Source organism: Curvibacter sp. PAE-UM, from assembly GCF_001432305.1.
GTDB lineage: Bacteria > Pseudomonadota > Gammaproteobacteria > Burkholderiales > Burkholderiaceae_C > Hylemonella.
This window is the reverse complement of sequence record NZ_KQ483358.1, coordinates 533642-546583: the sequence shown is the minus strand read 5'-3', so window position 1 is coordinate 546583 and position 12942 is coordinate 533642. Positions and strand designations below refer to the sequence as shown.

Annotated in this window: 13 protein-coding genes; 8 read left to right on the top strand and 5 right to left on the bottom strand. The window is 66.4% G+C overall.

The window, feature by feature from the left end; translation table 11 throughout:
- Positions 1-18 precede the first annotated feature (18 nt).
- A complete protein-coding gene (locus AO057_RS02730) occupies positions 19-1353 on the top strand; it encodes a DUF3422 family protein (protein ID WP_057674187.1) in 1335 nt (444 codons plus the stop codon).
- Positions 1354-1360: 7 nt separating this feature from the next.
- On the opposite strand, the gene AO057_RS02725 is transcribed toward AO057_RS02730, so the two are convergent.
- A complete protein-coding gene (locus AO057_RS02725; RefSeq protein WP_057674186.1) occupies positions 1361-2152 on the bottom strand; it encodes an exodeoxyribonuclease III in 792 nt (263 codons plus the stop codon).
- A 10-nt stretch (positions 2153-2162) separates the two neighbouring features.
- On the opposite strand from AO057_RS02725, the gene pyrE reads away from it, so the two are divergent.
- Complete coding sequence (gene pyrE / locus AO057_RS02720) at positions 2163-2855, top strand: orotate phosphoribosyltransferase (protein WP_057674185.1); 693 nt, start codon at positions 2163-2165, stop codon at positions 2853-2855.
- Positions 2856-2857: 2 nt separating this feature from the next.
- Complete coding sequence (locus AO057_RS02715) at positions 2858-3508, top strand: hypothetical protein (protein WP_057674184.1); 651 nt, start codon at positions 2858-2860, stop codon at positions 3506-3508.
- Between the two features lie 49 nt (positions 3509-3557).
- Here AO057_RS02715 and gatB read toward each other — a convergent pair whose 3' ends face one another.
- From gatB to gatC, 3 genes are read right to left on the bottom strand one after another with little or no spacing between them, the layout of a single operon-like run.
- Positions 3558-5051 (bottom strand): Asp-tRNA(Asn)/Glu-tRNA(Gln) amidotransferase subunit GatB, encoded by a 1494-nt coding sequence (gatB, locus tag AO057_RS02710; RefSeq protein WP_057674183.1) that lies wholly within the window; start codon positions 5049-5051, stop codon positions 3558-3560.
- A gap of 1 nt (position 5052) precedes the next feature.
- Positions 5053-6540 (bottom strand): Asp-tRNA(Asn)/Glu-tRNA(Gln) amidotransferase subunit GatA, encoded by a 1488-nt coding sequence (gatA, locus tag AO057_RS02705; protein ID WP_057674182.1) that lies wholly within the window; start codon positions 6538-6540, stop codon positions 5053-5055.
- Positions 6540-6845, bottom strand: coding sequence for an Asp-tRNA(Asn)/Glu-tRNA(Gln) amidotransferase subunit GatC (gene gatC / locus AO057_RS02700; protein ID WP_057674181.1), 306 nt, complete (start codon positions 6843-6845; stop codon positions 6540-6542). Before gatC ends, gatA begins: the two co-directional genes overlap by 1 nt.
- A 212-nt stretch (positions 6846-7057) precedes the next feature.
- Here gatC and AO057_RS02695 point away from each other — a divergent pair, with 212 nt between their 5' ends.
- The 4 genes from AO057_RS02695 to mrdA are packed head-to-tail and all read left to right on the top strand — an operon-like array spanning position 7058 to position 11574.
- Positions 7058-8101 carry a rod shape-determining protein gene (locus tag AO057_RS02695; RefSeq protein ID WP_057674180.1) on the top strand — a complete coding sequence of 348 codons (1044 nt, stop codon included), beginning with the start codon at positions 7058-7060 and terminating at the stop codon, positions 8099-8101.
- Between the two features lie 15 nt (positions 8102-8116).
- Positions 8117-9055 (top strand): rod shape-determining protein MreC, encoded by a 939-nt coding sequence (mreC, locus tag AO057_RS02690; RefSeq protein WP_057674179.1) that lies wholly within the window; start codon positions 8117-8119, stop codon positions 9053-9055.
- Positions 9052-9582 carry a rod shape-determining protein MreD gene (mreD, locus tag AO057_RS02685; protein WP_057674178.1) on the top strand — a complete coding sequence of 177 codons (531 nt, stop codon included), beginning with the start codon at positions 9052-9054 and terminating at the stop codon, positions 9580-9582. Before mreC ends, mreD begins: the two co-directional genes overlap by 4 nt.
- A 9-nt stretch (positions 9583-9591) precedes the next feature.
- A complete protein-coding gene (gene mrdA / locus AO057_RS02680) occupies positions 9592-11574 on the top strand; it encodes a penicillin-binding protein 2 (protein WP_057674177.1) in 1983 nt (660 codons plus the stop codon).
- 13 nt (positions 11575-11587) lie between these two features.
- On the opposite strand, the gene AO057_RS02675 is transcribed toward mrdA, so the two are convergent.
- Positions 11588-12346, bottom strand: coding sequence for a sulfite exporter TauE/SafE family protein (locus AO057_RS02675; protein ID WP_057674176.1), 759 nt, complete (start codon positions 12344-12346; stop codon positions 11588-11590).
- A gap of 274 nt (positions 12347-12620) precedes the next feature.
- Between AO057_RS02675 and AO057_RS02670 the strand changes: the two genes are divergently transcribed.
- A complete protein-coding gene (locus tag AO057_RS02670; RefSeq protein WP_057674175.1) occupies positions 12621-12935 on the top strand; it encodes a hypothetical protein in 315 nt (104 codons plus the stop codon).
- The last annotated feature ends 7 nt before the right edge of the window (positions 12936-12942 follow it).

Here is a 12942-nt window from a genome sequence, read left to right as displayed (position 1 = left end):
CTCGGCACAATCCAGTCCATGAATCCGTCCCAGCCCCCCGATATTTCCCGCCTGCTGCCCGCCGATGACGTGCAGCGCGCCATGTTGCACAACGAGGTGCATGCCCGTCCCTCGGCACGTATCCGCCTGCCGGCCCTGGTGGTCTACGTGGCCGTGCTCAATGAAGGCATCAGCCGCGAGCAGGAGTGCGAGCACCTGCGCCGCCTGCCCGGCCAGCAGGATCTCACGCCCGAGCGCCTGCAGGGCAACTTCCTGCGCCTGCGCTTCGAGGGCTATACCGTCAAGTGGGAACGGCACACCGAGTTCACGCGTTATTCCATCGTGCAGCCGCTGCCCGCGCACGCGCACCTGGGCGCCAGCGATCCCGAACTGTTGTCTGCCCTGGTGGTGGCGCCCGGGTGGTTGCGCGAGATACCGGGCCGCACCATTGCCGCCATCAAGCTGGCCATGGTGCACGGCGACCTGAAGGCGCCAGAGGCGACCATGGCCCAGGCGCGTGACTGGTTCGGCGGCCATCCCCTGGTGGCCTCGGTCATGGGCAACAACGGCCACTCTCTGGCGGTCACCGACTTCCAGCTGCGCGACAGCGGCTTCGAGCGCCTGCTGGTGATCGCACCGTCCGCCACGTCCGAGACGCGAGCCGGCCGTATTTCACAGCGACTGCTGGAACTGGAGACCTACCGCCTCATGGCCCTGCGCGGACTGCCCGTGGCCAAGGGGCTGGGCCCCATGCTGAGCGATGCCGAGCGGCAGCTGGCCGACATCACGGCGCAGCTGGAGAACAAGTCGGCTTCCGAGCAGGAGTTGCTGGACACGCTGGTCTCGCTGGCCGGTCGGGTCGAGCGCGCCACGGCCGAACACGACTACCGCTTCTCGGCCACACGGGCCTATGACACCCTCGTGGGGCAGCGCCTGACCGAGCTGCGCGAGCAGCCCGTCTCCGGCACCCAGACCCTGGGCGAATTCCTGCAGCGCCGCCTTTCGCCGGCCATGGCCACGGTCGTGGCCACGGCGCAGCGCCTGGCCTCGCTCTCCGAGCGCGTGTCGCGCGCCAGCGCCTTGCTGCGCACGCGCGTGGACATTGCCACCGAGGTGCAGAACCAGCAGTTGCTGGCCAAGCTCACCCGCGGGCAGGAACTGCAGCTGCGCCTGCAGTCCACCGTGGAAGGCCTGTCCATCGCGGCCATTTCCTACTATGTGGTCAGCCTGCTGCTCTACGGCGTCAAGGCCGTCAAGGCGATGGGCGTGCCGCTCAATACAGAGATTGCCGTCGGCGCGCTGATCCCGCTGGTGCTCTGGGGCGTGTGGCGCACCACCCGGCGCATCCACGCCAGGCTGCACGCCGGGCGCTGAGCGACGGTCAGATCAGCCCTTCGTAGACGACGGTCAGGGGGGCGTGGTCGGAGAACTTCTCGCCTTTGTAGATGGATTCGCTGCGCGCCCGCGCGGCCAGCGCCGGCGTGGCCAGGTGGTAATCGATGCGCCAACCCACGTTCTTGGCGTAGGCCTGGCCGCGGTTGCTCCACCAGGTGTAGGCGGCCTCGGTGGCCTCGGGCTGCAGCTGGCGGTAGACGTCCACCAGGCCGCCTTCGCCCAGCAGGCGCGTCATCCAGGCGCGCTCCTCGGGCAGGAAGCCGGAGTTCTTCAGGTTGCCCTTCCAGTTCTTCAGGTCCATCTCCTTGTGCGCGATGTTGACGTCACCGGTGACGATGAACTCGCGTTCCTGCCGGAGCTGCTGCAGGTGCGGGTAGATCTGGTCGAGGAAGCGGAACTTGGCCTGCTGCCGCTCTTCACCGGACGAGCCGCTCGGGAAATAGCAACTGATCAGTGAAAGCTTGCGCTGCGGTGTATCAAAGCGCAACTCCACGTAACGGCCCTCGGCGTCGAATTCGGGCGAGCCGTAGCCGATGCGCACGTCGCTGGGTTCGTGCCGGGTGTAGAGGCCTACGCCCGAGTAGCCCTTCTTCTCGGCAAAATGGAAATGGCCGCGCAGGCCCGAGAGTTCCTCGAAGCGCCCGGCCACGTCGCCGGCCTGCGCCTTGACTTCCTGCACGCCAATACAATCGGGGCGCGTCTGGTCCAGCCAGGCTTCCAGCCCCTTGCTGGTGGCCGAACGGATGCCGTTGAGGTTGAGGCTGACGAGTTTGAACAAGGAATTTCCCATGGTGGACGGTGTGGAGGGTGGTCGGGACAGCCTGGCCCAGGATTTCGTGGCCTTTGCGGTCGAATGTGGCGTGCTGCGTTTTGGCGAATTCAAGACCAAGGCCGGTCGTCTCTCCCCGTATTTCTTCAATGCAGGACTGTTCGACGACGGCGCCAAGCTGGGCCGGCTGGCCGAATTCTATGCCCGCCGGCTGATCGCGTCCGGCATCGAGTTCGACATGATCTTCGGCCCGGCCTACAAGGGCATTCCGCTGGGCGCGGCGCTGGCCGTGGAACTGGCGCGGCGCGGGCGCAACGTGCCCTTTGCCTACAACCGCAAGGAGGCCAAGGACCACGGCGAGGGCGGCACCCTGGTGGGCGCGCCGCTCAAGGGCCGGGTGCTCATCGTCGACGATGTGATGTCTGCCGGCACCGCCGCGCGCGAGTCCATTGCCCTGATCGAGGCGGCCGGCGCCCGGCCGCACGGGGTGGTGATTGCCCTGGACCGGCAGGAAATGGCCACTGAAAACGGCCAGGACGTGCCTTACAGCGCCGTGCAATATGTACGAAATCGCCTGGGATTGCAGGTGGCCGCCATTGCGAAGCTGGCCGATTTACTGCAGTATTTGGAACAACACAGCCGCGCCGGCCTGGCCGCCGACCATCAGCGCGTGCTGGCTTACCGGCAGACATACGGCGTCCAGGACACTTGAACATGAAGCGATTGGCAGGAATGGTAGGGGTGGGTGTGCTGCTGGCTGGCAGCACCTTGCAGGTCTACGCGCAGGGCAGCGCCGAGGGTGGCATCTACACCTGCATCGATGCCAAGGGGCGCAAGCTCACCTCCGATCGTCCCATCCGTGAATGCGCCGACCGAGAGCAAAGGCTGCTCAACCCCAGCGGCACGGTGCGCGCCATCATCGGCCCCACCCTGACCGGGCCGGAACGTGCCGCCCTGGAGGCCAGAAAACGCCGTGAAGCCGAGGAGCAGGCGCGCCAGGCCGAGGAAAAACGCCGTGAGCGCGCCCTGCTGGTGCGTTATCCCAGCCGCTCCGTGCACGACAAGGAGCGCTCCGAAGCCCTGGCCTCCATCAGTCTGGTGCGGCAGGCGGCGATCAACCGCGTCAAGGAGCTGGAGCGTCAGCGCAGGGAACTCGACACCGAGCTGGAGTTCTACGCCAAGGATCCGAGCAAGGTGCCACCCTCGCTCCAGCGCCTGGTAGATGAGAATGCGAAAAGCATGGCGGTGCAGGAGCGTTTCATCGCCGACCAGGAAGCCGAGATGGGGCGTGTCAACGGTCGTTTCGACGAGGAGCTGGTGCGCCTGCAGCAGCTCTGGGCGCAGATCGCCGCGCCGTCGAACTGAACCTTCCCGGCCGGCCGGCCGCAGCCGGCCGTCTGCCCGCTGAAGAGACTCAAGCCAGCTTGCTGCGCAGCAGGTCGTTGACCTGTTGCGGATTGGCCTTGCCCTTGCTGGCCTTCATGACCTGACCCACGAGCGCGTTGAAGGCCTTGTCCTTGCCGGCCCTGAACTGCGCCACGTTGTCGGCGTTGGCGGCGATCACCTCGTCGATGATCTTTTCCAGCGCGCTACTGTCGTTCATCTGCTTGAGGCCGAGGCGCTCGATCACAGCGTCAACCTCGTCGCCCTGTCCAGTCCAAAGCTCGCCAAAGACCTTCTTGGCACTGGCGTTGGAAATGGTCCCATCGGTGATGCGCGTGATCAGTTTCGCGAGTGCCTCAGCCGGCACTCGAATAACTTCAACGCCGGGCGTGTCATCGCGCACTTCGCTTGCCTCTGGCGCGCCTTCTTCGTCGCGCGCACCTTCCGTCATGAAGCGGCGCACGTCGTTGGTGACCCAGTTGGCGGCCAGCTTAGGTTGCTGGCATGCCTTGGCGGTCTTCTCGAAATAGCTCGCGATACCTTTGCTTTGTGTCAGCGTGACGGCGTCGTATTCCGAGAGGCCGTAGTCGGCCACGAAGCGCGCCGCCATGGCACGCGGCAGCTCGGGCAGTTCGCTGCGCACGCGTTCGATCCACTCCGGCTCGATCACCAGCGGCGGCAGGTCCGGGTCGGGGAAATAGCGGTAATCGGCCGCGTCTTCCTTGGTGCGCATGGAACGCGTCTCGCCGGTGTCGGGGTCGAACAGCACGGTGGCCTGCTGGATGGCGTGGCCGTCCTCGATCTGCTCGATCTGCCAACGCACTTCAAAGTCGATGGCCTGCTGCATGAACTTGAAACTGTTCAGGTTCTTGATCTCGCGGCGTGTGCCCAGCGGCTGGCCGGGCTTGCGCACCGAGACATTAGCGTCGCAACGGAAGCTGCCTTCCTGCATGTTGCCGTCGCAGATGCCGATCCAGGTCACGATCTTGTGCAGTTCCTTGGCGTAGGCCACGGCCTCGTCACTGGAGCGCATGTCGGGCTCGGTCACGATCTCCAGCAAGGGCGTGCCCGCGCGGTTCAGGTCGATGCCGCTTTGGCCGATGAAGTCCTCGTGCAGCGACTTGCCCGCATCCTCTTCCAGGTGGGCGCGCACCAGGCGCACCGTCTTCTTCTCGTCGCCGAGGAAGAAGGACACCTCGCCCCCCTGCACCACCGGGATCTCGAACTGGCTGATCTGGTAGCCCTTGGGCAGGTCGGGGTAGAAGTAGTTCTTGCGCGCAAAAATGCTGCGCGGTGCGATGTGCGAGCCGATGGCCAGACCGAACTCGATGGCACGTTCGACCGCGCCGCGGTTCATCACCGGCAGGGTGCCCGGCAGGGCCAGGTCCACGGCGCAGGCCTGGGTGTTGGGTTCGGCGCCGAAAGCGACCGAAGCGCGGCTGAAGATCTTGCTCTGGGTGGAGAGCTGGGCGTGGGTCTCGAAGCCGATGACGACTTCGTAACCTTGAACGAGTTTGGCTGTCATCTCAATAACCTCCCGGGGTGCGGAGGTGGAAGTCGGTCACCTGCTGGTAACGGTGGGCGATGTTGAGCAGCTTGGCCTCTTGCAGGTAGTTGCCGATCAGCTGCAGGCCGACAGGCATGTTGTTCGCGCCAAAACCGCAGGGCACGCTCATGCCGGGCAGGCCGGCCAGCGAGGCGGGCAGCGTGTAGATGTCGGCCAGGTAGGCCGCCACCGGGTCGTCGGCCTTGTCGCCAATTTGCCAGGCCACCGTCGGGGCCACCGGGCCGGCGATCACGTCGCATTGCCGCAAGGCCTGCTGGAAGTCGTCGGCGATCATGCGGCGGATCTTCTGCGCCTGCAGGTAGTAGGCGTCGTAATAGCCGTGAGATAGCACGTAGGTGCCCACCATGATGCGGCGCTTGACCTCGTCGCCAAAGCCTTCGGCGCGGGTGTTCCTGTACATCTCGAGCAGGTCGCTGTACTTTTCGGTGCGATGGCCGAACTTCACGCCGTCGAAACGCGAGAGGTTGGAACTGGCCTCGGCCGGGGCGATGATGTAGTAAACCGGAATCGCGAGTTCGGTGCGCGGCAACGAGATCTCGACCAGTTTGGCGCCCAGTTTCTCGTATTCCTTGAGCGCGGCGTCGATGGCGGCGCGCACGTCGGCGGCCAGGCCGGCGCCAAAGAACTCCTTGGGGATGCCGATGCGCAGGCCGTCGAGCTGGTCGTTGAGCGAGCGTGAGAAATCTTCCGCCGGCACGTCCAGCGAGGTCGAGTCGCGGTCCAGGTCCGGGCCGCACAGGGCCGAGAGCAGCAGGGCGCAGTCTTCAGCGCTGCGTGCCATGGGGCCGGCCTGGTCCAGGCTGGAGGCGTAGGCGATCATGCCGTAGCGGCTGGCGCGGCCGTAGGTGGGCTTGATGCCCGTGATGCCGCAGAAGGCGGCGGGCTGGCGGATGGAGCCGCCGGTGTCGGTGCCGCTGGCGGCCGGGGCCAGGCGTGCGGCCACGGCGGCGGCGCTGCCACCCGAGGAGCCGCCGGGGGTGCGGCTGCGGTCCCAGGGGTTGCGCACGGGGGTCGGGGCTCTGTGACCCACGGCCGGCACGGCCACGCTCTCGTTGGCCGAGCCCATGGCGAATTCGTCGCAGCTGAGCTTGCCCAGCGTCACGGCGCCGGCTTCGGCGAGGCGGCGCACGACCGTGGCGTCGAAAGGCGAGCGGTAGTCGGCCAGCATCTTCGAACCAGCGGTGGAAACGAAGTCTTTCGTGACGAAGATGTCCTTGTGCGCGATGGGCACACCGGCCAGGGGGCCGGCCGCGCCCGCGGCCAGCGCCGCATCGGCCGCGCGGGCCTGCGCCAGGGTGGCTTCTTCATCCACGGCCAGGAAGGCTGCGAGGTCCTGGTGGGCGCGCATGCGCCCGAGGAAATGCTGCGCGGTTTCCGTGGCGGAAACCTTCTTCTCGCGCAGTTGGCGGGCCAGCCCGGTGAGGGTGAGTTGGTGCAGTTCGGACATCACTCGATCACCTTGGGCACGAGGAACAGGCCGCGTTCGACGGCGGGCGCGCTTTGCTGGTTGGCTTCGCGCTGGTTGGGCTCGCTGGCCAGGTCTTCGCGCAGGCGCAGGGCGGCCTGACCGGACACGGCGGCCATGGTGGGATGGGCCAGGGGCTCGATGCCGGCGGTATCGACGGCACGCATCTGCTCGACGATGGCAAAGAAGCCGTTGATGCGCTCCCGCATGCGGGCGCTCTCCTCGGGAGAGAGCGCCAGACGGGCCAGATTGGCGATGCGCGAGATGTCGTCAGGGTTCAGGGACATGGCAGCAGGGGTTGAAACCGGGTGTAATCCCAGGGCCCGGAGGCCCCGAAATAGCGGGTTATACACAGGGGATAGGGTATTATCCCGCCTTTAGTGGCATCGATTCCTGTCCACAGGAATTACGGTGCCACGCCACGAGTCAAACCCGCGCGTTTTGCGCATCGGGCGACGGGCGAACGAAGGTCGGCCGTGCCCACAGAGAGGAACGAGCAATGTTTGGAGCTTTCCGTCAGTATTTTTCCACTGACCTGGCCATCGACCTGGGCACGGCCAACACCCTGATCTACGTGCGCGACCGCGGTATCGTGCTGGACGAGCCTTCGGTGGTGGCCATCCGCCACGAAGGCGGTCCGCAGGGCAAGAAGACCATCCAGGCCGTGGGCCGTGAAGCCAAGGCCATGCTGGGCAAGGTGCCCGGCAACATCGAGGCCATCCGCCCGATGAAGGACGGCGTGATCGCCGACTTCACTGTCACCGAGCAGATGCTCAAGCAGTTCATCAAGATGGTCCACCCGCGCGGCGTGTTCAAACCCAGCCCGCGCATCATCATCTGCGTGCCCTGTGGCTCGACCCAGGTCGAGCGCCGCGCCATCCGCGAATCGGCCCTGGGCGCCGGTGCCAGCGACGTCTACCTGATCGAGGAGCCCATGGCCGCGGCCATCGGTTCGGGCCTGCCCGTGTCGGAAGCCAGCGGCTCCATGGTGGTGGACATCGGCGGCGGCACCACCGAGGTCGGCGTGATCTCCCTGGGCGGCATGGTCTACAAGGGCTCGGTCCGCGTGGGCGGCGACAAGTTCGACGAAGCCATCATCAACTACATCCGCCGCAACTACGGCATGCTGATCGGCGAGCCCACGGCCGAAGCCATCAAGAAGAACATCGGCTCGGCCTTCCCCGGCAGCGAAGTGCGCGAGATGGAAGTGCGTGGCCGCAACCTGTCCGAAGGTGTGCCGCGCAGCTTCACGATCTCGTCCAACGAAATCCTCGAAGCCCTGACCGATCCGCTCAACAACATCGTCTCGGCCGTGAAAAATGCGCTGGAGCAGACCCCGCCCGAACTCGGCGCCGACATCGCCGACCGCGGCATGATGCTGACGGGCGGTGGCGCGCTGCTGCGCGATCTGGACCGCCTGCTGTCGGAGGAAACCGGCCTGCCCGTGCTGGTGGCCGAGGACCCGCTGACCTGCGTGGTGCGCGGCTGCGGCATCGCCCTGGAACGCATGGATCGTCTCGGCGCCATCTTCACCAACGAGTAATCAACAAGGTCAGCGATGCCACTTGGTACGCTGGACAGGGCACCTCCCCCGTTCTTCCGGCAGGGCGCTTCGGCCCTGTCCAAGCTCATGCTGTTCAGCGCCGTGGCGCTGTTCCTCATGGTGGCGGACACGCGTTTTCAGCTCACCGGTCCGGTGCGCATGACCATCGCTTCGGTGCTTTATCCGGTGCAATGGGCCCTGTTGCAGCCGGTGACCTGGACGCGTGACGGTTTTCGCCAGGTGCAGTCGCTGCGCAGTGCGCAGGACGACGCCACCACCCTGCGCGAGCAGCTGCGCCTGCAGGCGCCGCGTGTGCAGCAGTTCGACCAGCTGTCCCAGGAGAACGAGCGCCTGCGCCAGCTGCTGGAACTGCGCGCGCGCATGCCCACGCCCGGCCTGGCCGCGCAGGTGCTCTACGACGCGGCCGATCCCTATGCGCACAAGGTCATCATCGACAAGGGCCTGATCCACGGCGTGAGCGCCGGTGCCCCGGTGCTCGACGAATCGGGCGTGCTGGGCCAGGTGACCCGGGTCTACCCTTCGTTGAGCGAGGTGACGCTGGTGATCGACGCCGACCAGGCCATCCCCGTGCTCAATATCCGCACCGGCGTGCGCGCCGTGGCCTTTGGCGATCCGAGCCTGCATGGCGGTGCCCTGGAGCTGCGCTACATGGGCAGCAATGCCGACGTGCAGCCTGGCGACATCCTGACCACCAGCGGCATCGACGGCGTGTTCCCGCCGGGCCTGCCGGTGGCGCGGGTCGAGAAGGTCGAGCGCCGCGTTGAACTGCCCTTTGCGCTGATCTATTGCGTGCCGCAGGCCCGGGTGGCCGGCGCCTCGCAGGTGCTGGTGCTGCCCACGCTGGCCGGCCAGCAGCCGCCGCGTCCGCAGGACAAGGTCGTGATCGCGCCGAAACCGGGCAAGAAGGACGGCGGCAAGGGGGTGCAGAAATGATCATGCGCCCCGGTCAGCAGCTCTTGCTGCCCGCCAACCCCCTCTTCATCTGGGGCAGCCTGGCGGGGGCTTTCGGCCTCAACCTGCTGCTCAACATCGCGCTCTGGGGGCGCGCGCCCTGGGCGCCGGACCTGTTGGCCCTGACCCTGGTCTTCTGGGGTGTGCACCAGCCGCAGCGCATCGGCATCGGGGCGGCCTTCGTGTTCGGCCTGCTGATGGACGTGCACCAGGGCAGCGTGCTGGGGCAGCACGCCCTGGCCTACTCGGTGCTGAACTTCCTGGCCATCGCCATCCATCGCCGTCTGCTGTGGTTCACGCTGGCCTCGCAGTCGGTGCACGTGCTGCCCCTGCTGATCGCCGCCCATTCGGTGGCGCTGGCCGTGCGCCTGATGGTGGGCGGCAATTTCCCGGGCTTTTCCATGCTGCTGGCGCCGTTGATCGAGGCGCTGCTGTGGCCGCTGGCCTCCATGCTGCTGCTGCTGCCGCAGCGGCGCGCGCCCGACCCCGACGCCAACCGGCCGCTGTAGCCTGCCGCCATGACCGAACTGCGCAACGTCGAAGCCGACCTGCATCGCTTCCGTGCGCGCGGGCTGGTCGTCTCCGCGCTGGTGTTCGCCTGCTTCCTGATCCTGTTTTTCCGGCTGGTCTACCTGCAGGTGGTCCGCCATGCCGAGTTGCAGGAGCAGGCCGAGATCAACCGCACCACGGTCGTGCCGCTGGTGCCCACGCGCGGTCTGATCCTGGACCGCAACGGCATTCCGCTGGCGACCAACTACTCGGCCTACACGCTGGAAATCACGCCCTCCCAGGTCGCCAATCTGGAGCAGACCACCAACGAACTGGCCGACATGGTCGAGATCACTCCGCGCGACCGCCGGCGTTTCCGCAAGCTCATGGAAGAGACCAAGGGCGCCGAGTCCCTGCCCATCCGCACGCGCCTGTCCGACGAGGAGGTGGCGCGCTTCGCCGTGCAGCGTTATCGCTTCAGCGGCGTGGACATCCGCGCGCGCCTGTTCCGCAACTACCCCTGGGGGGAGCTCGGCAGCCATGTGGTGGGCTACATCGGCCGCATCAACCCGGCCGAAAAGAAGGAGCAGGAGGAGTGGGATGACGAGGACCAGGCCAACTACCGCGGCACCGATTACATCGGCAAACTCGGCGTGGAGCAAAGCTTCGAGAAACACCTGCACGGCATCACGGGTTTCGAGCGCGTCGAGACCTCGGCCGGTGGGCGCGCCGTGCGCAAGCTCGCCAGCAGCCTGGCCAAGCCAGGCAACAACGTGGTGCTGTCCATCGACATCAAGCTGCAGAACCTGATCGAAGAGATGTTCGGCGCACGGCGCGGTGCGCTGGTGGCGCTCGACCCCAGCAACGGCGAGATCCTGGCCTTCGTCAGCAAGCCGACCTTCGACCCGAACATGTTCGTCGAAGGCATCGACCTCGAGTCCTGGCAGGCGCTCAACGAGTCGATCGAGAAACCGCTGCTGAACCGGGCCCTGCGTGGCACCTACCCGCCGGGCTCGACCTACAAGCCTTTCATGGCCATGGCGGCGCTGGAGACTGGCAAGCGCTCGCCGTCCACCATCGTCTACGACGGCGGTTCCTGGACCTTCGGCGACCACACCTTCCGCAGCCACGGTGATGGCGGGCTGGGCCCGGTGGACATGCACCGCAGCATCGTCAAGTCCAGCAACGTCTACTACTACTCCCTGGCCAACGAGCTGGGCGTGGACGCCATCCACGATTTCATGAAACCCCTGGGTTTCGGCCAGCTCACGGGTATCGACATCCAGGGCGAGGTGCGCGGCGTGCTGCCCAGCCAGGCCTGGAAGCGCCGGACCTACAAGCGGCCGGAGCAGCAGAAATGGTATGCCGGTGAAACCATTTCACTGGGCATCGGCCAGGGTTACAACACCTTCACCATGCTGCAGCTGGCGTCGGCCACGGGCACGCTGGCCAACAACGGGGTCAAGTACACGCCCCATCTGGTCATCGGCACGCAGGATGCCGGGAGTACGGTGATACAGGACGTGGCCAAGAAACAGCCGGAGAACCTGCGCTACGGCCAGCAGAACCTGGCCGTCGTGCGCCGGGCGCTGGCGGCCGTCACGCAGGACGGCACCTCGGCGCGCTCCTTCCTCGGCGCCAAGTACCTCAGCGCCGGCAAGACCGGCACCGCGCAAGCCGTGACCATCGGCCAGAAGGAGAAGTACGATGCGCGCAAGATGGAGGAACACCAGCGCGATCACGCGCTGTACATCGCCTTCGCACCGGTGGACGAGCCCAAGATCGCCCTGGCGGTGATCGTGGAGAACTCGGGTTTCGGTGCCGAGCATGCCGCCCCGATGGCGCGGCGCGTGTTCGACTACTGGCTGCTGGGCCAGTACCCGAGCGAGGAAGACCTGGCCGCCGTCAAGCAGGGCCGTGCGGCGACGCCGATCGGCAAGCCGCGCCTGGCGGCCGAGGTGGCCTGGCCGCCCAAGGGCAAGGCAGGCGTGCAGGTGGCTGTGGAGCCGTGACCCTCTCCCCTCGCTAGCGCAGGAAAGCGTCGTAGCCGGTCTTGAGGATCAGCGCACTCACCACCATGATGAAGACGCCGCGCACAAAGCCGGCACCGTGCTTGAGTGCCAGTCGTGTGCCCAGCAGGCTGCCCACGATATTGGCCAGCGCCAGCGTCAGCGCGAAATGCCACCAGACATGGCCCTTGAGGGCGAACAGCAGGAGCGCCGAGAGGTTGCTGCTGAGGTTGAGCAGCTTGGCCCCGGCCGAAGCGTGCAGGAAGTCATAACCCAGCCAGCGCACGAAGAGGAAGACGAAAAAGCTGCCGGTGCCCGGACCGAAGAAGCCGTCGTAGAAGCCGATCAGCAGGCCCACCGTGCCGGCGGCCAGCAGCTCCTGGCGGCCCGCATAACGCGGCGCATGGTGTCGGCCCAGCTCCTTTTTCATCAGCGTGTAGACCAGCACCAGCAGCAGCACGGCCGGCAGCAGCTTGCGCAGGAAATCCGGCGCGATCAGCGTGACCAGCCAGGCCCCGGCCAGCGCGCCGGCAAAAGACAGGGCCATGGCCGGGAGCATGGTGCGCCAGCGCAGGTCCACGCGCCGCACGTACTGCACCGAAGCGAAGGCCGTGCCCCAGACCGAGGCGGACTTGTTGGTGCCGAAGAGGGTGGCCGCATGGGCCGTGGGGTAGGCGGCAAACAGGGCCGGCAACAGGACCAGGCCGCCGCCGCCCACGATGGCGTCGACGAAACCGGCCAGCAGCGAGGCCAGCGTGACGAGAAAAAATTCCATGAAGAACCGGGACTACAAATAAAAAGGCACCGGGGTTAGCGGTGCCTTGGTGAACGCCATCTGCTCTGGATGGTATCAATTTTCTTGTACGTTTGAGTCGAAGTCTTCCTCGGTTCCTCTCATGCGGCGCCCGGGGCGCGCTTGCGAGTGGTCGTAATGTAAGTCAGTGCGCCAGGCGCCGGACTAGGGGTTTCCCCGGGCCGGGCCGGCGGTTGGTCCAGGCTGTGGCACGGATACTGCTTCCCGGCTGGTCCGTGTCCTGCAGGAAACCACCATGCTCGAGAGTGAACGCATCGCCATCGCCGCCCATCTGCACGTGCAGCTGCGCCGGGTCACCGGACGGGTGACCGATACCGAATGGATGGCCCGCAACCTGGAATATGCCGACGACGTGGTGCGCTTTGCCCGCGCTGCCGCCCTGGAAAAAGGCCTGGACGAGCTGGCCGAACTGGCGCACCGCATGGATGCCGCCATGCAGGCCCTGCGCCCTGCACCAAAACCAGTCAAGGCCGTGCCCAAGGTGATGCCCAGGGAAGAGGCATCGGTCTTGTCGGGGCTGGAGGCGCGTTACGTCGGGCGTCTGCGCTGAGCAGCTT